General features: G+C 59.0%; 21 protein-coding genes. 15 read left to right on the forward strand and 6 right to left on the reverse strand.

Going from position 1 to position 26830, the window contains the following annotated elements:
• Positions 1-19: 19 nt before the first annotated feature.
• Entirely contained in the window at positions 20-1171 is a 1152-nt protein-coding gene (gene mltA / locus BN1129_RS05230; protein WP_042034932.1) for a murein transglycosylase A, read from the forward strand.
• 85 nt (positions 1172-1256) lie between these two features.
• On the opposite strand, the gene yfaE is transcribed toward mltA, so the two are convergent.
• The 5 genes from yfaE to ubiG form a co-directional block, all read right to left on the reverse strand.
• On the reverse strand, positions 1257-1577 hold the full coding sequence (yfaE, locus tag BN1129_RS05235) for a class I ribonucleotide reductase maintenance protein YfaE (RefSeq protein WP_042034933.1): 321 nt from the start codon (positions 1575-1577) through the stop codon (positions 1257-1259).
• Positions 1578-1650: 73 nt separating this feature from the next.
• A complete protein-coding gene (gene nrdB, locus BN1129_RS05240) occupies positions 1651-2784 on the reverse strand; it encodes a class Ia ribonucleoside-diphosphate reductase subunit beta (RefSeq protein WP_042034934.1) in 1134 nt (377 codons plus the stop codon).
• Between the two features lie 81 nt (positions 2785-2865).
• Positions 2866-5133, reverse strand: coding sequence for a class 1a ribonucleoside-diphosphate reductase subunit alpha (nrdA, locus tag BN1129_RS05245; RefSeq protein ID WP_042034935.1), 2268 nt, complete (start codon positions 5131-5133; stop codon positions 2866-2868).
• Positions 5134-5690: 557 nt separating this feature from the next.
• Complete coding sequence (locus BN1129_RS05250; protein ID WP_042034936.1) at positions 5691-6377, reverse strand: HAD family hydrolase; 687 nt, start codon at positions 6375-6377, stop codon at positions 5691-5693.
• Positions 6377-7093 carry a bifunctional 2-polyprenyl-6-hydroxyphenol methylase/3-demethylubiquinol 3-O-methyltransferase UbiG gene (ubiG, locus tag BN1129_RS05255; RefSeq protein WP_042034937.1) on the reverse strand — a complete coding sequence of 239 codons (717 nt, stop codon included), beginning with the start codon at positions 7091-7093 and terminating at the stop codon, positions 6377-6379. The genes BN1129_RS05250 and ubiG overlap by 1 nt, the downstream gene beginning before the upstream one ends.
• A 201-nt stretch (positions 7094-7294) precedes the next feature.
• Here ubiG and gyrA point away from each other — a divergent pair, with 201 nt between their 5' ends.
• Together gyrA and BN1129_RS23735 are read left to right on the forward strand one after the other, a co-directional pair.
• Positions 7295-10090, forward strand: coding sequence for a DNA topoisomerase (ATP-hydrolyzing) subunit A (gene gyrA / locus BN1129_RS05260; protein WP_042034938.1), 2796 nt, complete (start codon positions 7295-7297; stop codon positions 10088-10090).
• A 283-nt stretch (positions 10091-10373) separates the two neighbouring features.
• A complete protein-coding gene (locus tag BN1129_RS23735; protein WP_167335265.1) occupies positions 10374-10544 on the forward strand; it encodes a hypothetical protein in 171 nt (56 codons plus the stop codon).
• A 74-nt stretch (positions 10545-10618) separates the two neighbouring features.
• On the opposite strand, the gene BN1129_RS05265 is transcribed toward BN1129_RS23735, so the two are convergent.
• Positions 10619-11674: a PA0069 family radical SAM protein gene (locus BN1129_RS05265; protein ID WP_042034939.1), complete on the reverse strand. Its 1056-nt coding sequence runs from the start codon at positions 11672-11674 to the stop codon at positions 10619-10621.
• Between the two features lie 176 nt (positions 11675-11850).
• Here BN1129_RS05265 and BN1129_RS05270 point away from each other — a divergent pair, with 176 nt between their 5' ends.
• The 12 genes from BN1129_RS05270 to cobB all read left to right on the forward strand — a co-directional run bounded on the left by BN1129_RS05270 (position 11851) and on the right by cobB (position 26544).
• A complete protein-coding gene (locus BN1129_RS05270; protein WP_042034940.1) occupies positions 11851-12438 on the forward strand; it encodes a tetratricopeptide repeat protein in 588 nt (195 codons plus the stop codon).
• 234 nt (positions 12439-12672) lie between these two features.
• On the forward strand, positions 12673-14601 hold the full coding sequence (gene thrS, locus BN1129_RS05275) for a threonine--tRNA ligase (protein WP_042034941.1): 1929 nt from the start codon (positions 12673-12675) through the stop codon (positions 14599-14601).
• A gap of 21 nt (positions 14602-14622) precedes the next feature.
• Positions 14623-15153, forward strand: coding sequence for a translation initiation factor IF-3 (gene infC, locus BN1129_RS05280; RefSeq protein ID WP_155603220.1), 531 nt, complete (start codon positions 14623-14625; stop codon positions 15151-15153).
• Positions 15154-15237: 84 nt separating this feature from the next.
• Entirely contained in the window at positions 15238-15435 is a 198-nt protein-coding gene (gene rpmI, locus BN1129_RS05285; RefSeq protein ID WP_005315535.1) for a 50S ribosomal protein L35, read from the forward strand.
• 14 nt (positions 15436-15449) lie between these two features.
• Positions 15450-15806, forward strand: coding sequence for a 50S ribosomal protein L20 (rplT, locus tag BN1129_RS05290; RefSeq protein ID WP_005300683.1), 357 nt, complete (start codon positions 15450-15452; stop codon positions 15804-15806).
• Positions 15807-16139: 333 nt separating this feature from the next.
• The gene (gene pheS / locus BN1129_RS05295) at positions 16140-17123 is read left to right on the forward strand and encodes a phenylalanine--tRNA ligase subunit alpha (RefSeq protein WP_042034942.1); all 984 of its coding nucleotides are present in this window, start codon (positions 16140-16142) and stop codon (positions 17121-17123) included.
• 12 nt (positions 17124-17135) lie between these two features.
• Positions 17136-19523 (forward strand): phenylalanine--tRNA ligase subunit beta, encoded by a 2388-nt coding sequence (pheT, locus tag BN1129_RS05300; RefSeq protein WP_042034943.1) that lies wholly within the window; start codon positions 17136-17138, stop codon positions 19521-19523.
• Positions 19524-19526: 3 nt separating this feature from the next.
• Complete coding sequence (gene ihfA, locus BN1129_RS05305) at positions 19527-19823, forward strand: integration host factor subunit alpha (RefSeq protein WP_005300715.1); 297 nt, start codon at positions 19527-19529, stop codon at positions 19821-19823.
• A 36-nt stretch (positions 19824-19859) separates the two neighbouring features.
• The gene (locus tag BN1129_RS05310; RefSeq protein WP_042034944.1) at positions 19860-23828 is read left to right on the forward strand and encodes an ATP-binding protein; all 3969 of its coding nucleotides are present in this window, start codon (positions 19860-19862) and stop codon (positions 23826-23828) included.
• Position 23829: 1 nt separating this feature from the next.
• Entirely contained in the window at positions 23830-25077 is a 1248-nt protein-coding gene (locus tag BN1129_RS05315) for a response regulator (protein ID WP_042034946.1), read from the forward strand.
• Positions 25078-25080: 3 nt separating this feature from the next.
• On the forward strand, positions 25081-25680 hold the full coding sequence (locus BN1129_RS05320; RefSeq protein WP_042034947.1) for a GNAT family N-acetyltransferase: 600 nt from the start codon (positions 25081-25083) through the stop codon (positions 25678-25680).
• Between the two features lie 90 nt (positions 25681-25770).
• A complete protein-coding gene (cobB, locus tag BN1129_RS05325) occupies positions 25771-26544 on the forward strand; it encodes a Sir2 family NAD+-dependent deacetylase (RefSeq protein ID WP_042034948.1) in 774 nt (257 codons plus the stop codon).
• Positions 26545-26830: the final 286 nt, after the last annotated feature.

Below are 26830 nucleotides of genomic sequence, written 5' to 3' on the forward strand. Positions count from 1 at the left end.
TGGTGTTACATGAGGACATATGAATAAACATGCGTACTGGCTGACCGCCGCAGTGCTGGGGCTGGCCGGTTGTGCGGGCAACTCTGAGCAAGCACCGGTGCCCAAGAAGAAACCCGATGCCAGATGTTTTCTGAACTGCGAGGTGCCGGTCAATCTGGGCAAGCAGTATCTGGACGGCCCCCTGCCGGATGATCTGGTGCGGGTAGAAGGTGTCAACAGTCGCCAGCACGCTGACTTCAGTAAGTTTGGTCCCCAGAGCCAGCTGGTACTGGAGCGTTCCGGCAAGATGACCCGTCGCTATGGTGAGCTTTATAGCCAGCTCTCCCGCTGGGTGGCCAATGGCGGCAACCCGGCCCATATCACCCAGTACGGCATCAGCCTGGCCCAGATGGGGGGCGCCGATCGTATGGGCAACGTGCTGTTTACCGGTTATTACTCGCCGGTACTGGAGGTGCGTCATCGCCCGGATGCCAAGTACAAGTACCCCATCTATGCCATGCCCAAGTGCGGTGGCCGTTGCCCGAGCCGGGCCGAGATCCATCAGGGGGCCCTGGCCAACCGTGGGTTGGAGCTGGGTTACAGCAAATCCCTCATCGACAACTTCCTGATGGATGTACAGGGCTCAGGTTTTGTCCACTACGGCGATGACGATCGGCTGCAATACCTGGGTTACAGCGGCAAGAATGGTCACGGCTACGTGAGTATCGGCCGGGTGTTGATCGACCGGGGTGAGGTGCCCAAGGAGAAGATGTCCATGAAGGCCATCAAGGATTGGGCCAACAGCAAACCGGAGGAGAGCGTCAAGGAGCTGGTGGAGCAGAATCCTTCTTATGTCTTCTTCGAGCGTCGTCCCACCAATGACGTGATTGGGGCGGCCGGCATTCCGTTGCTGCCGCTGGCGGCCGTGGCGGCTGACAAGACCCTGCTGCCGATGGGCACGCCGATCCTGGCGGAAGTCCCCTTGCTCGACAAAGAGGGCAACTGGACCGGCAAACATCAGCTGCGGCTCCTGATCGCGCTGGATGTGGGGGGCGCCGTGAAGAAGGGGCACCTGGATCTCTACCATGGCATGGGTGAGGAGGCCGGTGTGGCCGCCGGTCACTACAAGCACTTTGGCCGGGTCTGGAAGCTGGGCCTGCACCAGGGGCCGACCGCTGCCCCCTGGCTGTGAGTCAAACCAGTTAGCCGCAATAAAAAAGCCGCCGGAGTCAAATCCGGCGGCTTTTTGTTTGGCAACGCGTGTGGTGCTTGCTGCGTCAGCCTTTCCTGATGTCCAGCCGGATGGCCCCGACCGGTTTGCAGCAGCAGGGTAGGCACTCGCCTGGGGAGACGAATGCCAACGGCACATGGGCATAGTGCACCGAGCCTGCCAGCAAGGGCGTGCGGCAGGCGCCGCAATAGCCGCTACGGCACTGGAACTCCACATGATGGCCGTGGCGCTCCAGGGTCTCCAACACGCTCTCGCCGGGATGGGCGAGCAGGGTACCGTCGCGGGTCTGCACCCGCGGCGCCTGTGTGGCCTCTTGCTGTGTTGCAGGCTGCGGGGCAGTTGCCAGCGTGTTGGTGGCGTCACTCACAGCTCAAAGTCACCGAGATCATTTGCGTGTACTTCGCTGTCGATCAGGTCGACCAGCATATCGGGTAGCTGACTCACAGCTCGAAGTCACCGAGATCGTCGGCATGTACTTCGCTGTCGATCTGGCCGACCAGGTAGGAACTCACTTCCACTTCCTGCGGGGCGACCTGCACGTTGTCAGAGGACAGCCAGGTGTTGATCCAGGGGATCGGGTTTTGCTTGGCGCCGGCAAAGGCTGACTGCAGACCGACCGCACTCATGCGCAGGTTGGTGATGTACTCCACGTACTGGCAGAGGATGTCCTTGTTCAGGCCGATCATGGAGCCGTCCTGAAACAGGTACTCGGCCCACTCTTTCTCCTGAATGGCGGCTTCCTTGAAGATCTCGAAGCAGGCCTGCTCGCACTCGGCGGCAATCTCGGCCATCTCGGGGTCGTCCTGGCCGGTGCGCATCAGGTTCAACATGTGCTGGGTGCCGGTCAGGTGCAGCGCTTCGTCGCGGGCGATCATCTTGATGATCTTGGCGTTGCCTTCCATCAGTTCGCGTTCGGCGAAGGCAAAGGAGCAGGCGAAGCTGACGTAGAAGCGGATCGCCTCCAGCGCATTGACGCTCATCAGGCACAGGTAGAGCTTCTTCTTCAGCTCGCGCAATGTGATGGTGCGCATGTGTCCGGCGACGCTATGGGTCCCTTCACCGTGCAGGTTGTAGAGTGCGGTCGCCTCGATCAGATCGTCGTAGAAGCAGCTGATGGAGCCAGCGCGCTTCAAGATCTGCTCGTTGGTGACGATGTCATCAAACACCTGGGCCGGGGTGTTGACGATATTGCGAATGATGTGGGTGTAGGAGCGCGAGTGGATGGTCTCCGAGAAGGCCCAGGTCTCGATCCAGGTTTCCAGCTCCGGAATGGAGACCAGCGGCAGCAGCGCCACGTTGGGGCTGCGACCCTGGATGGAATCCAGCAGGGTCTGGTACTTCAGGTTGGAGATGAAGATGTGCTGCTCGTGGGGCGGCAGGGCCTGATAGTCGATGCGGTCGTGGGAGACATCGACCTCTTCCGGGCGCCAGAAGAAGGAGAGCTGTTTCTCGATCAGTCGCTCGAACACTTCGTGCTTTTGTTGATCATAACGGGCCACATTGACCGATTGGCCAAAAAACATCGGCTCTTTGAGCTGGTCGTTTTGGGTTTGGCAGAAAGTTGAATAGGCCATGGTTACCAGAATGTATTAAATGGGTAAAACAGGAGAGCGGGAGCTTGTCGCTCCCGCCCGGTTGTCAGATCTTGCAATGGCTTATATTTTACAAGCCCCACCGGCACAACCGTCATCTTGCATATCGGCTTGTGCGTCATCCGCACCATCACGGGTGTTGTGATAGTAGAGGGTCTTGAGGCCGTATTTGTAAGCGGTCAGCAGATCCTTGAGCAACTGTTTCATCGGCACCTTGTTGCCTTCAAAACGGGCGGGGTCGTAGTTGGTGTTGGCGGAGATCGCCTGATCCACAAACTTCTGCATGATACCGACCAACTGCAGATAGCCATCGACGCTCGGTTGCTTCCAGAGCAGTTCGTATTGATCTTTCAGGCGATGATACTCGGGCACCACCTGTTTGAGAATACCGTCCTTGGAGGCCTTGACCGATACCAGGCCGCGCGGCGGCTCTATGCCGTTGGTGGCGTTGGAGATCTGGCTGGAGGTCTCGCTTGGCATCAGGGCGGTCAGGGTGGAGTTGCGCAGACCCACGGTGCGGATCTCTTCACGCAAGGTTTCCCAATCCAGGTGCAGCGGCTCGTTGCACAGGTTGTCGAGATCCTTTTTATAGGTATCGATGGGCAAAATGCCCTGGGCATAAGTGGTCTCGTTGAACGCCGGGCAGGGGCCGAACTCGCGGGCCAGCTGCACGGAGGCTTTCAGCAGGTAGAACTGGATCGCCTCGAAGGTGCGGTGCGTCAGCGCCAGACCGGAACCGTCGGAGTAACGGGCGCCGTTTTTGGCCAGGTAGTAGGCGTAGTTGATGACGCCTATCCCCAGGGTACGACGGTTCATGCTGCCTTTCTGGGCAGCCTTGAGCGGGTAGTCCTGATAGTCGAGCAGGGCATCCAGGGCACGCACGGCGAGATCGGCCATCTCTTCCAGATCTTCCAGCTTCTCGATGGCGCCGAGGTTGAACGCGGAGAGGGTGCACAGGGCGATCTCGCCCTCTTCGTCATCCACGTTGTTGAGCGGCTTGGTCGGCAGCGCGATTTCGAGGCAGAGGTTAGACTGGCGTACCGGCGCCACGCTCGGATCGAACGGGCTGTGGGTGTTGCAGTGATCCACGTTCTGGATGTAGATGCGGCCGGTACCGGCACGCTCCTGCATCATCAGGGAGAAGAGGTCGACCGCCTTGATGGTCTTCTTGCGAATGGCCGGGTCCTGCTCGTACTTGACGTAGAGTGCCTCGAACTTGTCCTGATCGGCGAAGAAGGCATCGTACAGGCCAGGGGCATCGGACGGGGAGAACAAGGTGATGTCGCCGCCCTTGATCAGGCGCTGGTACATCAGCTTGTTGATCTGCACGCCGTAGTCCATGTGACGGACCCGGTTCTCTTCCACGCCGCGGTTGTTTTTCAGGACCAGCAGGCTCTCCACCTCGGTGTGCCACAGCGGATAGAAGAGGGTGGCCGCACCGCCGCGCACGCCGCCCTGGGAGCAGCATTTGACCGCAGTCTGGAAGTATTTGTAGAAGGGGATGCAACCGGTGTGGAACGCTTCGCCACCACGGATGGGGCTACCCAGACCACGGATACGGCCAGCGTTGATGCCGATACCGGCGCGCTGGGAGACATAACGCACGATGGCGCTGGCGGTGGCGTTGATGGAATCCAGGCTGTCATCACACTCGATCAGCACGCAGGAGCTGAACTGGCGAGTCGGGGTCCGCACGCCGCTCATGATGGGCGTCGGCAGGGAAATTTTGAAAGTCGAGACTGCATCGTAGAAGCGCTTGATGTAGTCCAGACGGGTATCTTTCGGGTACTTGGAGAAGAGGCAGGCCGCTACCAGGATGTAGAGGAACTGCGGGCTCTCGTAGATCTCGCCGGTGACGCGGTTCTGCACCAGGTACTTGCCTTCCAGCTGCTTGACGGCGGCGTAGGAGAAGTCCATATCACGCCAGTGATCCAGGTGCTCGTTGAGCGCCTCAAATTCGGCCTGGGTGTAGTCGGTCAGCAGGTGCTTGTCATATTTGCCCATGTCTACCAGACGGGCGACGTGCTGGTAGAGATGGGGAGGTTCGAACTGGCCGTAGGCTTTCTTGCGCAGGTGGAAGATGGCCAGACGGGCAGCCATGTACTGGTAATCCGGGCTTTGCTCGGAGATCAGATCAGCAGTGGCCTTGATGACGGTTTCGTGGATATCGGCGGTACGGATACCGTCATAGAACTGGATGTGGGACTTGAGTTCCACCTGGGATACCGACACGTTGTCGAGTCCCTCGGCGGCCCAATCCAGCACGCGGTGAATTTTATCCAGATCGATGGGTTCTTTGTGGCCGTTACGCTTCGTCACAAACAAGTTCATTGGCTGATGACCTTTGTAGTTGATTCCCGAAAAACCATCGCACGGCCTTGACCGCCTGGTCGTGATCGACTGAGGGAGCGGGGGCATGTTGTGCGATGAATCACAAGATATAGTGTTATTTTAAGTTCGAGCTACAAGATAGTGAGGTCTACCCGGCTTTGCAATCTGTGGATAAGGCATTAGCTGTGGATAAATTGTGGGTGTTGCGACCCATGTTAGTGGCTGCTCACAGTGAGTGGGTTTTCATGCGTCCGATCCGGTAAATGCAAGCCTGATGATCGAACATGGAAAATTTAAATAACTTTTTTTGCTTGCGAAAACGGGGTGTTTTTACTAGCAAATTCAGTCTGGTTATCCCTTGTGCAGCCTGGGTCAAAAGGTGTCCTGTCCCTGTCGGTTAGCGGTTGCCAAACGGCAAAAATGGGAGATCACTCCTGACCTCCCATCGCATCCTTGCGTACCCCTATGCCCCAGCGGGTGGTGCTCAATTGGGTTTCTTTTGGCAACAAAACTGCCTTTATGATCCATCAATGCCTGTGACCAAGCGGATCATGGGGTCAGGCTACCTCGTAACGCAGCCAGTGGTGCAGGGCCTGTACCGTATCGAAGTGCAGATCTGCGCCCCAGTCGGCGGGATCCTCGTCATCGCTCAGATAACCCCAACCCGCGACGGCGGTGCGCATACCGGCGTTGCGGCCCGCTTCGATGTCGCGCACATGATCCCCTACGTAGAGGCAGTGGGCTGCCTCGACCCCTAGCTGGTCGCAGGCGAAGAACATGGGGGCGGGGTCGGGCTTGCGTACCGGCAGGGTATCGGCACTGACCGTCACGCCGCAGCTGGCAAGCTCAGGCAAGGCCGCCAACAGCGGCTCGGTGAGAAAGCCCGGCTTGTTGGTGACTATGCCCCATGGCAGGGCGCGTTCGTCCAGCCATTCAATGAGCTCCAGCATGCCCTCATAGGGACGGGTACCGACACACAGGTGGGCGGCGTAGAAGTCGAGCAGCGCGGCGCGCAGGCGAGTGGCGCCCAGCTCCTCGAGCAGCTCATCGCCAAGCCCGGCCCTGAGTAGCCCGAGCGCCCCGTTGGAGGTGGTCTGGCGAATGATGGCATCAGAGAGCGGGGCAAAGCCTTCGCTCACCAGCACATGGTTGACGGCCGCGCCCAAGTCAGGTGCGGTATCGAGCAAGGTGCCGTCGAGATCAAACAGCACGCAGCGCAGCGGCGCCGGGTGAGAGTCGCCCATCAGCCTTGCTCCGGGCGGATGAATTCCACCATGTAGTTGACGTCGACGTTCTTGCCGAGTTTGAACTGGCCGGTCAGCGGCGAATAGTGTACGCCGCTCATGTCCCGCACCAACAGACCCGCCGCTTCACCCATGCGGCACAGTTCGGCGGGGGTGATGAATTTTTTGTGATCATGGGTGCCCTTGGGGATCATCTTCATCAGGTATTCGGCCCCCAGGATCATCATCAGATAGGCTTTCGGGTTGCGGTTGATGGTGGAGATGAACACCCGTCCGCCGGGGCGTACCAAGGTGGCGATGGCGCGCAGCACTGAAGCCGGATCCGGCACGTGCTCCAGCATCTCCATGCAGGTGACCACGTCATACTGGCCAGGGGCCTGGCCGGCATGTTCCTCCGCCGTCATCTGCTGGTATTGGAGCTCCACGCCCTGCTCGAGGGCGTGCAGGCGGGCGACGCCGAGCGGCTCCTTGCCCATGTCGATGCCCATCACGCGAGCGCCCCGACGGGCCATGCTCTCGGAGAGGATGCCGCCCCCGCAGCCGATGTCGAGAACCTGCTTGCCAAACAGGCCGCCGCTCTTGTCGGTGATCCAGTCAAGGCGCACCGGATTGATTTGATGCAGTGGCTTGAATTCGCCCTCCATGTCCCACCAGCGGGAGGCGATGGCTTCAAATTTGGCGATTTCTGTCAGATCGACATTGGCATCACTATTCATTTTTTGATGATCCTGTGGCAGGGCGCGCAGGTAGCAAGACTTGGGCGCAATCTATTGTCCTGGCGGGCATTATAACGGACACATTTTGTCACACCAGCCCGACTTGTTATCCGGATTTGTGGCTTAAGGTATTTGGCTCAGTGTGTTACCATGGCGCGCTGTTTAAGCCAAAGAACAACTAATTAGGGATTAAGGCTTTCTATGAGCGATCTGGCCAGAGAGATCACGCCGATCAACATCGAAGAAGAGCTCAAGAGTTCCTATCTTGATTACGCCATGAGCGTGATCGTAGGACGAGCTCTGCCGGATGTGCGTGATGGCTTGAAACCGGTTCACCGCCGCGTTCTGTTTGCTATGAACGAGTTGGGGAACGACTGGAACAAGCCCTATAAAAAATCGGCCCGTGTGGTCGGTGACGTAATCGGTAAATACCACCCGCACGGCGACAGTGCCGTGTATGACACCATCGTCCGCTTGGCGCAGGATTTCTCCATGCGCTACATGCTGGTCGATGGTCAGGGCAACTTCGGTTCGGTCGACGGCGACAGCGCCGCCGCCATGCGTTACACCGAAGTGCGGATGGCCCGCATCTCCCACGAGCTGCTGGCCGATCTGGACAAAGAGACCGTGGACTGGGTGCCCAACTATGATGGCACCGAGATGATCCCGGCTGTCATGCCCACCAAGGTGCCCAACCTGCTGGTCAACGGCTCATCCGGTATCGCGGTGGGCATGGCGACCAACATTCCTCCTCACAACCTGACCGAGATAGTCAACGGCTGTCTGGCGCTGATCGAAAATAGCGATCTCACCATCGATGAGTTGATGACCTATATCACAGGGCCTGATTTCCCCACTGGCGCCATCATCAATGGTCGCGCCGGCATAGTGCAGGCTTACCGTACCGGTCGCGGCTCCGTCTATGTGCGCGCCAAGGCCGAAGTGGAAGTGGACGACAAGACCCATCGTGAGACCATCCTGGTTCACGAGCTGCCTTATCAGGTGAACAAGGCGCGGCTGATCGAGAAGATCGCCGAGCTGGTCAAAGAGAAGAAAGTCGAGGGCATCAGTGCCCTGCGCGATGAGTCCGACAAGGACGGCATGCGCATCGTTATCGAGATCAAACGTGGCGAGTCTGGCGAGATTGTGCTGAACAATCTCTACAAGCACACCCAGCTGCAGACCACGTTCGGCATCAACATGGTGGCGCTCGATAACAACCAGCCCAAGGTGATGAACCTTAAAGACATCCTGGATGCGTTCCTGCTGCACCGCCGTGAAGTGGTGACTCGCCGGACCGTGTTCGAACTGCGCAAGGCGCGGGATAGGGCCCACATCCTTGAAGGTCTGGCGGTCGCACTGGCCAACATAGACCCCATCATCGAGCTGATCCGTCACTCCGACACCTCTGCCGACGCCAAAGCCAAGCTTGTAGCTCGGGGATGGGATCTCGGCAACGTGGCCGGCATGCTGGAAAAAGCAGGCGACGACGCGGCCCGTCCGGAGTGGCTGGAGCCGGAGTTCGGCATCCGTGAAGGTCAATACTTCCTGACCGAACAGCAGGCCCAGGCCATCCTGGATCTGCGTCTGCACAAGCTGACCGGCCTCGAGCACGGGAAGATCCTGGAAGAGTATCAATCTCTGCTGGATCTGATCGCCGAGCTGCTGTTCATCCTGGCAAGCCCGGAACGGCTGATGGAAGTGATCCGAGATGAACTGCTGGCCGTGCGCGAGCAGTATGGCGACGAGCGCCGCACCGAGATCAGCGCCTCCAGTGCCGAGATCAACATCGAAGATCTGATCACCCCGGAAGACGTGGTCGTGACCCTGTCTCACCAGGGTTATGTGAAGTACCAGCCGCTCTCCGACTACGAGGCCCAGCGCCGCGGTGGTCGTGGCAAGTCGGCCACCCGGATCAAGGAAGAGGACTTTGTGGAACGTCTGCTGGTGGCCAACACCCACGACACCATTTTGTGCTTCTCCACCCGTGGCAAGGTCTACTGGCTCAAGGTGTATCAGCTGCCGGAGGCGTCCCGTGGCGCCCGTGGTCGTCCGATCATCAACTTGCTGCCGCTGGAAGAGGGTGAGCGCATCACCGCCATCCTGCCGGTGAAAGAGTATGCCGATGACAAGTATGTCTTCTTCGCCACCGCTGACGGTACCGTGAAGAAAACCAGCCTGTCTGCGTTCAGCCGTCCGCTCTCCTCCGGTATTCGTGCTATCAACCTCAAAGAGGGTGATGAGCTGATCGGGGTGGACATCACAGATGGCAGCAACGAGATCATGCTGTTCTCCGATGCGGGCAAGGTGGTTCGCTTTGCAGAAGGTAGCGGTCGTGCCGATGCCGCCGATGCCGATGTCAGCGATGATGTCGACGGGGATGACGAGAGTGTCATTGACGCCGGTAACGACGACGATGGCAGCGACAACGGCGAAGGCACCGAAAGCAAGGGTACCTTCAAGGGCGTGCGTCCCATGGGTCGTACCGCCGGTGGGGTACGTGGTATCCGTCTGCTCAACGGTGACAAGGTGGTGTCCCTGATCGTCCCCCGTGGCGAGGGTGCCATCCTGACCGCGACCGAGAACGGTTACGGCAAGCGTACCGCGCTGACCGAGTACCCGACCAAGAGCCGTGGTACCCAGGGCGTTCGCTCCATCAAGGTGGACGAGCGTAACGGCAAGGTGATCGATGCGATCCAGGTCGAAGATACCGACCAGATCATGCTGATCACCAATGGCGGTACCCTGGTCCGTACTCGCGTTGCCGAGGTGAGCGTCATTGGCCGTAACACCGGCGGTGTGCGTCTGATCCGTACCGGTGAAGACGAGACCGTGGTTGGCCTGCAGCGTATCGCGGAGAGCGACGAAGAAGAGAACGACATCGTGGCCGTTGACGGTGAGGTGTCCGAAGGCACTGATACCGCGCCAGATGCCGGCTCTGCCGATGCAGGATCCACTGAAGGGTCCACTGAAGAGGGTGCCGCGAGCGACGAATAATCGCCCGTTTGCCTTACATGCGAAAGAGCGGCCCTTTGGGTCGCTCTTTTTGTTGTTGCCGTTTGCCCCAGATGGCGAGCGCCCACAGGTCTGATGGATCAGCCTGATCCTGTTGCTGTACGCGTCGCTGATCACTTGCACCGCTAGCATTGCCGTGCTCCTCCTTAATGTCGTTGTCCCCAATTCATCATGCTTGCGTCATCCCCCTGTCATGGGATGAGGCCAAGCTACCCCTGTCGCATTTAACAGACGGCGATGTGTAGCCATCAAACAGGAGCACCTTATGACTAGCTGGGTAATGTGGGAGATCTGGTGGAGCCGGGTATGGGGCGAACATCAACCAGCATCGCTGACAGAGGAGTATGAGGACGAAGTGGCCCATGAGCCATCACGACTGCCAGCCGAATTGATCGCGCAGGGCAAGGCCACGCACTCGCCTCGGCCAAGGGGGTGAGGCCCTGCTTGTCGGCAGGGTTTGTGGTGGCCGGCGAAGAGGGCGTTGTGAGCGCGGTTGACTTGTCGGGGCGATCAGAACAGCCGCAGTTGTTCGCCCGGGCGAATGAAGCCGTCCCGCCGCAGTTGAAGATGGCGCTGGCCCAAGCCCAAGCGCTTGCTGATGAGCCGAAAGCGCTGGGCGAGCAAGTCGGCAAACTGGCCTTCACCGCGCATGCGGGCGCCAAAGGCGGGGCTGTTGAGTCCGCCATCCCGACTGGCCCGTAACTGGTTCAGGATGGCCTCCTTCTGGCCGGGGTAATGCTCATCCAGCCAGTCGCTGAACAGGGTGGTCAGTTCGTGGGGCAATCGTAGCAGTATGTAATCGGCGCAGTGGGCACCGGCCTCGGCCGCCGCCTTGATGATCTGTTCCAGCTCAGGCTCGTTGAGGCGCGGGATGATGGGCGCGGCCAGCACGCCGACTGGTACCCCGGCCTGTGCCAGCTTCTCGATCACCTTGAGCCGACCCGTGCCTGTGCTCGCCCTGGGTTCCAGCTGTCGCCGCAGGGTTTCATTTAATGTCGTCACCGACACCATCACCTGGCAGAGACCCTCCCGGCCCAGCGCGGCCAGCAGATCGAGGTCGCGCAATATCATGGCGCTCTTGGTGATGATGCCGACCGGATGGCGATGGGCCAGCATCACTTCCAGCAATTGGCGGGTGAGGCGATAGTGATGCTCGATGGGCTGATAAGGATCCGTATTGGCGCCCAGCACTATGGTCTGTGGCTGATAGGTTGGCTTGGCAAACTCCCGGCGCAACAGGGTGGCGGCGTTGAGCTTGGCAAACAGCCTGGTCTCGAAGTCGAGACCGGGGGAGAGCTCCAGGTAGGTGTGACTGGGTCTGGCATAGCAGTAGATGCAGCCATGCTCGCACCCCTGATAGGGATTGATGGAGCGACCAAAGGGCACATCCGGTGAGCGGTTGTAGCTGATGATGCTCCTGGCCTGAGTCTCGCGAACCTCGGTCTGGGGGGCAGGGGTGTTGAACGCCGGTTCCCACTCGGTTTGCTGCCAGCCATCGTCGACGGCCTCGACCAGCGGGCCACTGAAACGATGCTCGATATTGTGGGTGCTGCCTCGTCCTGCCATCACATCACACAGATACTGTTTATATATACAGTTATATTGCAAGTGAGCGCATCGAAATACAAGCCCCTGTTTAGTAATCGTTGCCTGAAACGGCATGGCAAATGGATCTCTTGCTTGATCCTGTCGCTACATTTCGTTTACATAGACAAAGTGCGAACTGGATCACGGAAATCATCATGAAACCCATTGTCTCCCGCTGGCTATTTATCGGTGTGCTTGGCCTGGTCATCTGGCGGCTGATCCCGCTCTCCACCGAGCAGGCGCTGGCATCGGCCAACCGGGCCTGGCGCAGCGGCCAGTTCGAGACGGCGACAAAGATTTGGCAACCGCTGGCCGAGCAGGGGCTCCCCCGTGCGCAGGCGCTGATGGGGTGGAGCCACGAAGTGGGGCAGGGCACAGATCAGGACATGGATCTGGCCATCAGCCTCTATCGCCAGTCGGCGCAGGCGGGCGATGCCTTCGGCCAATACCGGCTGGCGGAGGTCTATCTGCGCGGCGCCGGGGTGAAACGGGATCTGCGTCAGGCATTTCACTGGATGGAGCTGGCGGCCCGAAACGGTGACGTGCCCGCCATGCTCAAAGTCGGTGTGCTGCACCTGATGGGGGTGAGTGGCCGGGTCGATCTGCCTCAGGCCAAGCAGTGGCTCTATCAGGCGGCGCAAAAGGGTAACAAGCTTGCATTGAAGGTGTTGGAGGAGATCGCACTGGCCGAGGAGGGGAGCAGTACCTTCGATTTCAACTGGCAACCCCTGCTTGGTGGCTAACTGGCAAGCGCCTCATTTGGTTGTAGAAAATCTCATCAAACCCGATACACCCCCGCCTACTTCTGGTAGCATGGTTCGGTTTTTGGTTTGTCTTGTGCCGTTAAGCAAGCTGTTTGCGGTGCTGGGCGCCTCTGCAAAGTGCTGTAGAGAGCCAGAACATCACCCTTTTTGAATGATTTTTCCATCCCGCATGTGCCCTTTGGTAGGGGGCACCACTGTATAAGGAAACACACAATGCCAATCATTACTCTGCCTGACGGCAGCCAACGTCAATTTGCCCACTCCGTTTCCGTCATGGACGTGGCCGCGGACATAGGTCCGGGTCTTGCCAAGGCGTGCATTGCCGGTCGGGTAAACGGTGAACTGGTGGATGCCTGCGAGCTGATCGAAGCCGATGCTTCCCTGGCCATCATCACCGCCAAAGACGAAGAAGGTCTGGACATACTGCGCCACTCCTGTGCTCACCTGCTGGGTCATGCCATCAAGCAACTCTGGCCCCAGACCAAGATGGCCATTGGTCCCGTCATCGATAACGGTTTCTACTACGACGTTGATCTGGATCGCACCCTGACCGACGACGATCTGGCTGCCCTGGAAGAGCGCATGCTGGCGCTGGCCGCCAAGGATTACGACGTCATCAAGAAGAGAGTCTCCTGGCAGGAAGCACGCGACGTGTTCGACGCCCGTGGCGAGTCTTACAAGGTCGAGATCCTGGATCAGAATATTGCCCGTGATGATAAGCCCGGTCTCTATCATCACGAAGAGTACGTCGACATGTGTCGTGGCCCGCACGTGCCCAACATGCGTCACTGCCACCACTTCAAGTTGCAGAAGATGTCCGGCGCCTACTGGCGTGGCGATTCCAACAACAAGATGCTGCAGCGCATATACGGTACGGCCTGGGCTGACAAGAAGCAGCTCAAAGGCTACCTGCAGCGTCTGGAAGAGGCGTCCAAGCGCGACCACCGCAAGATAGGCAAGCAGCTCGACCTGTATCACATGCAGGAAGAAGCGCCTGGCATGGTGTTCTGGCACAACGATGGCTGGACCATCTTCCGTGAGCTGGAAACCTTCATCCGTGGCAAGCTCAAAGAGTACGACTATCAGGAAGTGAAGGGTCCCTTCATGATGGACAGGGTGCTGTGGGAGCGTTCAGGTCACTGGGAGAAGTATGCCCAGGCCATGTTTACCACCCAGTCCGAAAACCGCGAATACGCCATCAAGCCGATGAACTGCCCGGGTCATGTGCAGATCTTCAACCAGGGTCTGAAGTCCTACCGCGATCTGCCGCTGCGCATGGCCGAGTTCGGCTCCTGCCACCGCAACGAGCCGTCCGGTTCCCTGCACGGTCTGATGCGGGTGCGTGGTTTTACCCAGGATGACGCTCACATCTTCTGTACCGAAGAGCAGATCATGGCAGAGGTGTCCGCCTGTATCCGTATGGTCTATGACGTCTACGGCACCTTTGGCTTTGAAAATATCGTGGTCAAGCTCTCGACTCGTCCCGAGCAGCGTATTGGCTCCGATGAAGCCTGGGATCGCGCAGAGGCCGCCTTGGCCGAAGCTCTGGTGCTGAACGGCCTGAAGTACGATTTGCAGCCGGGTGAGGGCGCCTTCTACGGTCCCAAGATCGAATTTACCCTGCATGATTGCCTTGATCGTGCTTGGCAGTGTGGTACCGTGCAGCTCGACTTTGCCCTGCCTGGACGTCTGGGTGCCACTTATGTGGGTGAAGACAACGAACGCCACGTACCGGTGATGATCCACCGGGCCATTCTGGGTTCACTCGAGCGTTTCATCGGTATTCTGACCGAAGAGTACGCCGGGCTGTTCCCGACTTGGTTGGCTCCGACTCAGGCTGTGGTCATGAATATCACAGATAATCAGGCCGATTATGCGGTAAAAGTAGCCAAAGCATTGAATGATGCGGGTCTTCGCGCAAAAGCGGACTTGAGAAATGAGAAGATTGGCTTTAAAATCCGCGAGCATACTTTGAAGCGAGTACCTTTCATGCTGGTCTGCGGCGATAAAGAAGTTGAAGCCGGTAAGATTGCAGTACGGACTCGTAAAGGGGCTGACCTGGGCACTTATCCTGTTGAAGAGCTAGTGGCTCTGTTGACCCAGGAAGTTCAGACCCGCGGACAAAAGAAAGTGGAGGAATAAGCTATAAAAGGCGGAAAAAAACTGGGCAAGCAACCGCAAGCCCGCGCTCACCGGATCAATACCGAGATTCGTCTGAAAGAAGTTCGTCTCACTGGTATTGACGGAGAGCCTTTGGGTGTCGTCGAGATCCATGATGCACTGAACTTGGCCCTTGAGGCTGGAGTAGATCTGGTCGAGATCAGCCCTAACGCTGAACCGCCCGTTTGCCGGATCATGGATTACGGCAAATTCCTCTACGAAAAGAGCAAAACAACCAAAGAACAGAAGAAAAAGCAGAAAGTCGTCCAGGTCAAGGAAATCAAATTCCGTCCTGGCACTGACGAAGGCGACTATCAGGTAAAACTACGCAACCTGGTTCGCTTTCTGGAAGACGGGGACAAGGCTAAGGTCACCCTGCGCTTCCGTGGTCGTGAAATGGCCCACCAGGATCTTGGTATCAAGGTTCTGGAGCGCGTCAAAAACGATCTGGAAGAGTTGGCCGTAGTAGAGTCGTTCCCGAAAGTCGAAGGCCGTCAAGCAGTGATGGTCCTCGCACCTAAGAAGAAATCTTAAGGCCCACAAGAAATTGACTCATGGGTTCGCCCATGAGTCGGTTCGCCTTGCGATTTTGTTGTCACTCACAATGCGGAGTATGAAATGCCGAAGATGAAAACCAACCGGGGTGCTGCAAAGCGCTTCAAGAAGACTGGCTCGGGTCGCTTCAAGTGCAAGCACAACCACCTGCGTCACATCCTGACCAAGAAGAGCAGTAAGCGTAAGCGCAAGCTGGGGCCGAAGTTCATGGTTTCTGCTGCCGACCACAAACGTGTTGTCGCTTGTCTGCCGTACGCATAAGGGGGATGTGAAAAATGCCAAGAGTTAAACGTGGTGTGACTGCTCGCGCTCGTCACAAGAAAGTAATGAAAGCCGCCAAAGGTTACTACGGCGCCCGTTCCCGAGTTTACCGCGTAGCGGTACAAGCGGTAACCAAAGCTGGTCAGTATGCCTATCGTGACCGTCGCCAGAAAAAGCGTCAGTTCCGTCAGCTGTGGATTGCGCGTATCAACGCTGCAGCCCGTCAGAATGGTCTGTCCTACAGCCGTCTGATCAACGGTCTGAAGAAAGCTTCTATCGAGATCGATCGCAAGATCCTGTCCGATATCGCCGTTCACGACAAGTTGGCTTTCACCGCCCTGGTTGAAAAGGCTAAAGCAGCGCTGGTTTAATCCGGTCCTGTTATGAAAGATAAAAGGAGGCTTCGGCCTCCTTTTTTGTTGCTCGTCTTTTGCTGCCCGTCATTCTTCTATCCTGTTATTGAGCCCACCCAGTGCGCTTCATCCCTGCAACAAGTGCCTTCATATGCCAACAAGCTAGTATTCTTTCCCCATATTTAATGCAAGTAGAGGGCAGGGTAGGCTGCTTACCCGATAACAAAATGATTTCTAGGGAGAAAAGCCCACCATAACTATGGTCAGCCACGGGGCTTTTTTTGTATTATTCTCCTCTTGACCTTATTTAGCCTAACAGGCTCCTGTTTCGGGAGTGGTGACGAGGAAGACATGCAACAGCTTGAAGAAGTAGTCGGCCAGGCCAAGGCCGAGATTGAGGGCGTCAATGACGTTGCGACCCTTGACGAGATCCGGGTCAAATATCTGGGTAAAAAGGGCTTTTTTACCGAGCAGATGAAGACATTGGGCACCTTGTCCGCCGAAGAGCGTCCCGCTGCGGGGGCCGTGATCAACCAGGCCAAGCAGCAGGTTCAGGATGCGTTGAACGAGCGTCGTGAGACCCTCGAAGTGGCTGTTCTGAACCAGAAGCTGGCAGCCGAGACCATCGACATCAGCCTGCCGGGCCGTCGCATCGAGAACGGTGGTCTGCACCCAGTGACTCGCACTGTCGAGCGCATCGAACGCCTGTTTGGCGAGATGGGTTTCAAAGTGGAACGCGGTCCCGAGATTGAAGATGGCTTCCACAACTTCGATGCGCTGAACATTCCGGCTCACCACCCGGCGCGTACCGATCATGATACCTTCTACTTCAATCCCGATCTGATGCTGCGTACCCACACCTCCGGTGTACAGATCCGTACCATGCAGCAGCAACAGCCGCCGATCCGCATCATTGCGCCGGGCCGCGTCTATCGTAACGACTACGACATGACTCACACCCCGATGTTCCATCAGGTTGAAGGCCTGCTGGTTGACGAACATGCCAGCTTTACTGAGCTGAAGGGCATTCTGCACGACTTCCTGCGCAACTACTTCGAGGAAGACTTGACCATTCGCTTCCGTCCTTCCTATTTCCCGTTCACCGAGCCGAGCGCTGAAGTGGACGTGATGGGCAAGAACGGTAAGTGGCTGGAAGTGCTGGGCTGCGGCATGGTGCACCCGAACGTACTGCGTTCGGTCGGTATTGATCCGGAAAAATACTCCGGCTTTGCCTTCGGCATGGGCGTTGAGCGCCTGACCATGCTGCGTTACGGGGTCAACGACCTGCGTGCCTTCTTCGAAAACGATCTGCGCTTCCTCAAGCAGTTCAAGTAAGGGCGAGAGAACATGAAATTCAGTAAATCCTGGGTGATGGAGTGGGTCCGCACCGAGTTGAGTGACAATGCACTGGCTGAGCAGATCACCATGGCCGGTCTGGAAGTGGACGCCGTGGAAGCGGTGGCTGGCCAGTTCAACAATGTGGTCGTGGGTGAGGTGGTTGAGTGTGCCCAGCATCCGGACGCCGACAAGCTGCGGGTGACCAAGGTCAACGTGGGCGAGGCCGAGTTGCTGGATATCGTCTGCGGCGCGCCGAACTGCCGCGCCGGCCTGAAAGTGTGCGTGGCCAAAGTAGGGGCGACCCTGCCGGGTGATTTCACCATCAAGAAAGCCAAGCTGCGTGGCCAGCCGTCTCACGGCATGCTCTGCTCTTTCAGTGAGCTGGGTATCGACGTCGAAGCTGATGGCATCATCGAGCTGCCGCTGGATGCACCCATTGGCACCGATATTCGCGACTACCTCGATCTTAATGATGTGGCGATCGACGTGGACCTGACCCCGAACCGTGCCGATTGCCTCGGCATCGCGGGGCTCGCCCGCGAGATCGGCGTGCTCAACAGCGTGGACGTGGTCGAGCCGACCTGGACGCCAGCTGCTGCCACCTGTGATGCGACCTTCCCGATCCGGGTTGAGGCTCCGGCCGATTGCCCCCGTTATCTGGGTCGCGTGATCAAGGGGCTGAACCTGCAGGCCCAGAGCCCGCTCTGGATGCAAGAGAAGCTGCGCCGTGGCGGTATTCGCTCCATCGACGCCATCGTCGATATCACCAATTACCTGCTGCTGGAATACGGTCAGCCGATGCACGCCTTCGATCTGGCTCGGCTTGACGGGGAACTGGTGGTGCGTCGCGCCCACGCTGACGAGCCGATGACCCTGCTCGATGGCAATGAAGTGAAGCTCAAAGAGACCACCTTGGTGATTGCCGATGCCAAAGGCCCTGCCTGCATGGCCGGTATCTTCGGCGGTAATCGCACTGGCGTCTCTGAGACCACCACCGACATCCTGCTGGAGTGCGCTTTCTTTGCGCCGCTCTCCATCACAGGTCGTGCCCGAGCCTATGGTCTGCACACCGACTCTTCCCATCGCTTCGAGCGCGGGGTTGATCCCGAGCTGCAAGCCAAGGTGATGGATCGTGCCACCCGCCTGCTGCTGGATATCTGCGGCGGCGAAGCGGGCCCGGTCATCGAGGTCAAATCCGATGCCCATCTGCCGAAAGCGGCCCCTATCCGCTTGCGTCGCACCAAGCTCGACAAAGTGATCGGTATCAGCGTGGCTGATGCTCAGGTGGTCGAGATCCTGACCCGCCTCGGCATGCAGGTGACGGTTGATGCTGATGGCTGGACTGCGCTGGCACCCTCCTGGCGTTTCGATATCGCCATTGAGGAAGACCTCATCGAGGAAGTGGCCCGCATCTACGGCTACAACAACATCCCGAACCTCAAACCGGCCGCCTCTCTGGCGATGGTTGAGCAGGCAGAAGGGCAGGTGACCTTGAAGCGGGTCCGTGATCTGCTGGTTGACCGCGGCTTCCAGGAAGCGATCACCTACAGCTTCGTCGATCCCAAGACCCAGCAAACCCTGTTCCCGCAGAGCGATGCTATCGTGCTGCCTAACCCGATTTCGGTCGAGATGTCCGCCATGCGCGTCTCTCTGTTCCCAGGTCTGGTACAGGCGGTGGTCTACAACCAGAACCGTCAGCAGCCGCGCGTGCGCCTGTTCGAGCAGGGTCTGCGTTTCATCAAGGATGAAAGCGCCGAGAACGGCATCCGTCAGGAGCCGATGCTGGCCGGTATCATCATTGGCAACCAGAGTGATGAACACTGGGACATCAAGAGCCGCGCCGCCGACTTCTTTGATTTGAAAGGAGACTTGGAAGCGATACTGGATCTCACCGCCGAAGGGGCCACCTTTACCTTCGAGCGTACCGAGCACAGCGCCCTGCATCCGGGCCAGAGCGCAGCCATCTTGCGTAATGGCGAGGTCATCGGCCATATCGGCGTGATCCACCCGAGCCTCGAGAAGAAGCTGGGTCTCAAGAGCCGCGCCGTCATGTTTGAACTGGAGCTGGACAAGCTGACGCCTGCCCAGGTGCCGGTTGCAACCGAGGTCTCTCGCTTCCCTGCCAACCGTCGCGATATCGCAGTGGTGGTCGACGTTGCGGTTCTGGCTGGCGATGTCCTTGCAGTAATTAAAAAAGTTGGCGGAAATCAGGTAGTTGGAATAAACTTGTTTGACGTATACCAGGGTGCTGGTATGGCAGAGGACAAGAAGAGCCTGGCCATCAGTCTTGTATTGCAAGACACCCAGCGCACCCTGGAGGAGAAAGAGATTGCCGAGACCGTAGACAATGTCGTGCGGGCCCTTGGTGAAGAGTTGAATGCATCCTTGAGGGATTGATCTATGGCGCTTACCAAAGCCGACATTGCAGAGCACCTGTTCACCCAGCTGGGGATGAGCAAGCGTGAAGCCAAAGATATGGTGGAAGCCTTCTTTGAGGAAATCAGACAGGCGCTAGAGCGTGGTGAACAAGTCAAGATTTCAGGCTTCGGTAACTTTGACCTTCGTGAGAAGAATCAGCGTCCCGGACGCAACCCCAAAACGGGCGAGGATATTCCTATCAGCGCTCGTCGTGTGGTGACCTTCCGGCCTGGCCAGAAGCTCAAGGCTAGGGTAGAAAATGTTGAACCCAACGAGTGATAAAAAGCCAGGCAACCGCCTGGCTTTTACTTTTTCATGATAAAAAACCACCTTTTACTCACACTGCTGCTGGCAATGCCGGTGCAGGCTATGACCTTACCCCTGTCGCCGGCCACCCAGGCCTATACCGACGCACTCAAGCCGCTGACCATCTGCTATCCGGCCCTGATCCTGCCACCCTATCTCGAAGAGTCGGGGGGCTTGCTGATCGATCAGCTGGAGCGGCTGGCCGAGCAGCTGCCGGTACCATTGCTGCACGAAAAATTGCCAAACTGGTCCGCCGTGCAGCAGGGGCTGCTAGCGGGACGCTGTGATCTCATCCCGTATGTCGGCTCTTCACTACAGGTATTGCCGGGCATGGCCCTGAGCCGCGCTCTGCTGGAGGCCGAATCCGCCATTGTCTATCGCGGTGAGCTGGAACGCGCCACCTTTCTGGTATCGCCCGTCTGGCAGGCGAGTGAGGTGCTCAAGTCGCTCTATCCCCATGCAACCCAGTTGGCCCTGACCGACGCTGACAACTGGTATGCGGCGTTGGTGGCAGGCAAGGGGACTGCCTATCTCGGTGACTACCTGCAACTGCGTTACCTGATGCGCGAATATCCGGATGAGGGATTGCGGTTGCGCCGGTTGCGCAACGATGAACTGGTGATCAGTTATCGCCTTATGATGCGGGACAAACCGGAGCTCAGGGAGCTAATCGACACGGCGCTCCGCTACATGTCCCCCGGTAGCCTCTACAAGGATCTGGATCGCTATCTAGAACAGGGAGAGCAGGACATCAATCCACTGCACTTCACCGATGAGGAGCAGGCCTTGCTGGTCGGTACCTCCCGCACCATCAAACTGGTGGTGGATCCTGCGCTTATGCCCTATAGCGGCATCGACGGGCAGGGGCAGCTAACGGGCTGGAGCGCCGATGTGCTGCGCCGGGTTAGCCTGCAGACCGGACTGAACTTTCATGTGGTGCCAGCCCGGGACAGGGAGGAGGCCCTGGACAAGCTGCGCAGTGGCGAGGCGGACATGATGGCGGGCCTGCTGGAGACCCCGGCCCTGACCCGCGAGTTCGACTTTACCCGCATCATGGTCGAGAGTCGCTATGCTCTGGTCAGCCGCAAGTCTCAGCCGTTCGGACGACTGGAAGCACTCAAGGGGGAGGTACTGGTGCCTGCCAGCCTCTATGACTCCGACATGCTGGCACATTTTGGCCAGCATGAGTGGCGCAAGAGCGAGACGCTTGAGTCAGGCATTGCGAAGGTGCGGGCAGGCAAAGCCGATGCCATGCTGACCGAGCTGTATCAGCTGCAATATCCACTGCGCAACAACCAGCTGGATGGCTTAAATATCAAGGAGTTGCCGGTCCGCTTCGGGCTTGGCTTTGCCATAGGCTCCCGCAGCCCCAAACTGGCTGGGGTGATGGAACAGAGTCTTATGACCCTCACCGGCAGGCAGAATGATGAACTCAACCAGCGCTGGCGCCGGCTGGTGCTGACCCAGCAGGCGGGGGTCAGTTACGGTATCTGGCTGGGATCCATATTGCTGGCACTGCTGATCAGTGCCAGCGTCATCTGGCTGATCTGGCGCTCCCGCCAGCAGCTGGCGCGGGAGGTGAATCAGCGCCAGGAGATGGAACAGATCTTGGCGCTGGAGAGCCAGTTCAGGGAGTCCCTGTTCCAGGCGCTGCCGGCCCCCGTCTTCCTGCGGAACAATCAGGGTGAGATCATCAAGCGCAACAAGCAGGCCAAACGGCTGGAGGCCCGTTATCTGACCGAACTCAGCCTGCCATCGCCCCAGTTACAGGGGACGGAAGGAACCTTGTCCCTCGGGGATCAGGTGTTCTCCTACGCCCAGATCCCGCTGCAGCTGGGCAAGCCGACACAGGCAGGGGATCTGATCGCACTGTCCGATATCAGCGCTCTGCGCGAGCGCACCCGTTTGCTGCATCAGGCCGAGCGTCGCCTGCGTGCCCTCACCAATACAGTGCCCGGGGTCGTCATTCAGTTCATCCTGCAGCAGGGCAGCATAACGCAGGTCGAGTTCATCAGCCGCGGCAGTTACGAGCTGTTGGGGTTGGCCAGTCAGCAGATCCGCCGCGATCCCGACATCGTGCTCAGCCGGCTGTTGCATCAGGACAGGCGCGAGATGCGGATGCCCATGCTGGTCATGTTGCAGTCAGGGCAACCCTTCTCCTATGCGCTGCGTTATGCCCATCCGGGCAAAGGAACGCGGTGGTTGCAGTTCTATGGCCGGGGTCGCAGCCAGCCGGAAGGGGGGTGGCGCGTTTACGGCGTGGTGCAGGATGTGACCGCCCGAGTCGAGCAGGAGCATGCCCTGCAAGCCTCCCACGAGCGGGCCGAGCAAGCTGTGTTGGCCAAGGGGCGCTTTCTCGCGGCGGTGAGCCATGAGATCCGTACCCCCATGAATGCCATTCTGGGGCTGCTGGAGTGGCTCGATCAAACCCCCTTATCGGCAGAGCAGCGCTCTGCGCTCTCCCATGTGAGACAGGCGGGGGACGAGCTGCTCGGCTTGCTCAACGATGTGCTCGATTTCAGTCGCAACGAGAACCGGCAGCTGGCGCTCTCTCCCCAGCCGACCGATCTGGTGGACTTGTGTGAGCATATAGCGGCGGTGCACTGGTCCAAGGCCCGCTCCAAACGGTTGCAACTGCGACTGGATATCGATCATCACTTGCCCGCACAGGTTGAGCTGGATCCCCATAGGGTGCAGCAGGTGCTGCATAATCTGCTCGCCAACGCCATCAAGTTCAGCCCTGCCGGTGAGGTGGTGCTGTGGGCCCGGCGTGAAGAGAACTGCCTGCTGTGTGGGGTTGATGATGAAGGGCCAGGCATCAGTGACGATCTGTTGCCTCGTCTGTTCCTGCCATTCGAGCAGGGAGGAGAGGAGGGGCAGCCCAGAGCTCAGGGCACCGGACTGGGGCTGGCTATCAGCCATCAGCTGATGGAGCAGATGGGCGGCGAGATCCGGGTCGAGCCGCGTCCCCTCGGGGGCAGCCGTTTCACCTGCACCTTGCCGTTGGTGTTGTTGCATGAGGCGCCGCGCTGGCAACCGAAAGTGGCCTGCGTCAATATCCAGTTGAACGATACGGAGCGTGCTTATCTCTTGCCCTGGCTTGGCGAGCTCGGCCTGAGCGAGGATCCCACCGGTCCCCTGTTGCGCGCCGCCGACGATGATCAGGGACTGCGTTACTGGGACTGGCAGGGCGAACCCTGGGTACCAGGCGCTGTGGTCAGCTTGTTGCAGCCCAGGCTGGTGTCCTCTGCTCAAGAGGAGATGAGTCTGCCGGGGCAGGGGATGCGGGTGCTGCTGGTCGAAGATCACGAGGTAAATCGGGTGTTGATCAGCATGCAGCTGACCCAGCTGGGGGCCCAGGTACTGAGTGCGGCCAATGGCCAGCTGGCGCTCGACATTTTGCAGCACGAGACGGTGGATCTGGTGCTGACCGATCTGCAGATGCCAGTGATGGATGGTGCCCAGCTGTGTCAGCAGTTGCGTGACTCGGTGCGCTGGCAGCATCTGCCAGCCTACGTGATCACCGCCGATCTCAGCGAGCAGGCGGCCCAGCGATTGGCCAGTTGCGGTTGCCGGGGACATCTGGACAAGCCCCTGCTACTCAAGGATTTGGCCAACTTGCTGCGCAGCCTGCCGACGTCAGGTGACACAGTCCCGCCCCCGCTCAAGGCATCAGACGAGGATCTGGCGCCGGAATGGCCGACACAGGCGCTGCCGCTGCTGAGCGCTGAACTTGTCACCCTCTATCTGGAGGCCACTCGCCAAGATTTGGCCGACATTGATCACTACATCGCACAAGGGGATGAGATGGCGCTCGATGCAGCTTTACACAAGGTGAAGGGGGCCGCCAAAATGGTCGGGGCCACCCCGCTGATCCAGGTGATCGAGCAGTGGAAACAAGATCCACGGCAACCCCTTATATCCCCACTGCGGCACGCTCTGGATGAGGTCTGCCGGCGATTAGGTGAGAGAGTCTGACATGATCATCACAGATGAAGAGTTATTGGCGTTACTGGATTCGGAAGGAACACAAGAGCGTTTCTTCTATCCCGTGACCATCTATGCGCTGGATGGGATTGCCTATCGGGCGGCCCAGGCGGTCAGCCTGCCCGAGTTTGCGACCCTGCGTCGCACCAGGCCAGACGCCTGCTGGCACTGGGAGGGGGTGTTTGCCGCCGGTGCCATCGCCCTGTTTGACCCAGCCTCGCACGCTGGCGCCGACTATCTGCCGCAACTGGTGGCGCAGGGTGAGGGCATCTATCGGCTCTCGGATGACTGGCTAGCGGGCGTGCATGACCGTTATCAGCAGTGGCGGCAGTGGCTGGCCGGGACACAGATCTTGTTGCTGGAGGATCACCCGTTTCAGGGTGCTCACATTCAGCAAGAGATCCAGGGGGTGGGACTCTCCTGTCAATGGGTGCAGGATGGCAATGCCTGTATCCAGGTGTTGGCGGAGGGGAAGGTCACACTGCTCATCAGCGATCTCAGTCTGGTGGAGCAGGATGCCATCAGCCTGTTGATGAGCCAGCCCCAGTACCGGCAAAGCGGCCTGCCCATTATCTTGCTGTCTGCGCATGACCAGACCCTGATCGACGGTGCACGGCGCCTGTTGCATGACGCCGGTTTCAACGTGGTGGCAGCCCTGGCCAAGCCCCTGTTGACTGACGATCTGCTGCGCTTGCTCAAGGTGTTTTACCTGGGGCCCCAGCGGCAACAGCGGCTCAGTGGCCAGCGTCGCACCATTCGTACTTGGCAGGGAGCTGAGAAGGGGCTGTTGGGGCTTATCTCGGATCCCCCCTCCAAGTTGCCTGTCTGGTTGGCGGTGACCGGCTTGCCACCACGCTGGGAGCTGGTGCGGGAGTGGTTGGGCAAGCAGGGGCGAGACGCCAGTGACCTGACGCTGGTCATTCACCGCCGTGACCACCTGCTCAGTCAGGCGGATCGGTTTGCCCTGGTGCTACAGGCGAGTCTGGCCGGGGCCAGGCTCGCCTTGCTGCTCGACAATGATCAGCATATGCCGTTCGATCTGCTGGAACGTATTCCCCTGCAGCACCTGCTGCTGGGACAGAGCCTGCTGCCCGGGCTGGAGGCCATGACGCCGGACTCCCTGATCGGGCGTTTCATCAACCGCGCCAGGGAGCTCGGCATCGCCCTCTATCTGGATGACCCCTTCAACCTGCTCGATAACGAGCTGTGGCGTGATCGCGGCATGACAGGGCGCTGGTAACCCGTGCCCCGCTACTTGTGTTGGCCTCCCGATAAAGCGCGCTTGCGCCACAGCCTGGCTGGCTGGCTGCATCCCACCTCGCGGGCATCCTTGCCCCTGATGATGGAAGTGGGGGGCATCCCCTGCCGGTTGCAAGAGCTGGCGGGGGCCGATCCCGAGTGTATCAAGGCGGCTTATGAAGCACTGAGCGAGCAGAGCATTTACTTGCGCTTCATGCGGGCCAAACAGCCCCCCACCGCCGATCAGATCGCTTTTTTTCTCGATTATCCCAGAGCGCCCCAGATAGGCTTGTTGCTCACCGATGGTCTGGGGCGGCCGCTGGCCCAGGCCCAGTCCATCCGGCGGCGGCTGCACCCGGATCGAGCCGAGTTCTCCTGCCTGGTGGCGGATCACTTCCAGCACAGGGGGGCGGGCAGGCGCATCTTGTTGGCACTGGCGCTGCTGGCGCGCGCGGAAGGTATTCGTGAATGGACGGCAGAGGTGCTGGCCCAGAATCGCCCCATGCTGGCACTCCTGCGCGGGCTGGGGCTGCCGCTCACCCTGGTGACGGGGCGGGAGCTGGTGTTTGTTCGGCTTGATCTGAGCGTGCTTGATACCCTGTGATGCGGGTATTCTCATAAGACCAAGGGCGAATAGGCCTGTTTTTCACCCTGTGCTAAGGTCAGCCTTGTATGCGGTCAGAGGAAAATCATCATGGTGCAGTCAGCTAAACACATCGTCATCCTTACCGGCGCCGGGATCTCTGCTGAATCCGGCATCAAGACCTTCCGTGCCTGCGACGGTTTGTGGGAAGAGCACAGGGTGGAGGATGTGGCGACCCCGGAAGGGTACGCGCGGGATCCCGCCCTGGTACAAGGCTTCTACAACGCGCGCCGCCATCAGTTGCAACAGCCGCAGATCCACCCCAACCCGGCCCACTATGCGCTGGCTCGCCTCGAGCGCCTGCTGCCGGGCACAGTCACCCTGGTGACCCAGAATATCGACAACCTGCACGAGAGTGCCGGTAGCACTAACCTCATCCACATGCACGGGGAGCTGCTCAAGGCCCGCTGTCCCGAGTCGGGCCAGGTGATCGAGTGGCGTGGCGATCTGCATCAGGATGAGCTCTGCTCCTGCTGCCAGTTTCCTCAGCCATTGCGCCCGCACGTGGTCTGGTTTGGCGAAATGCCGCTCGGGCTGGATCGCATCTACGGCGCGTTGGCCCAGTGCGATCTCTTCATTTCCATCGGCACCTCGGGGGCTGTCTATCCCGCCGCCGGTTTCGTGCATGAGGCCGGGCTGAATGGTGCCCATACCATAGAGCTCAATCTGGAGCCGAGCGAGGTGGGCAGCCAGTTTGACGAGAAGCGCTACGGACCGGCGTCCTTGCTGGTGCCCGCCTTCGTTGACGAGCTGCTGCAACATTGTGGTGTGCATCAACCCAAACAGATCGATGGTCACAACTGGATGGAGATGCGCGGTTCCTGAGCTACTGTGTCATGCCACCGCTGCAATGACCTGGTGAAATCGCCACACTGACAACCCAAACGTGGGACTTTTTTGGCACAAATAGTCATATAACCTGCTGCTGGAACCGTTGTTGATACGCCTGGCACCGGGTGCGCAGTGAGCTGCAGGCCTTATTGGCTGCGATAAAAAGGGCGAACCAGGGGTTAACGTCAGTCAGTTAAGCATTTGTGTGACTGAATATTCTAAATTTCGAATAACAGGAGCGGTACCATGGTTAATGGCTTACACCTTTGCCCTGACTGGC

It is taken from the genome of Aeromonas popoffii (assembly GCF_000820025.1).
In the GTDB taxonomy this organism is placed as follows: Bacteria; Pseudomonadota; Gammaproteobacteria; order Enterobacterales; family Aeromonadaceae; genus Aeromonas; species Aeromonas popoffii.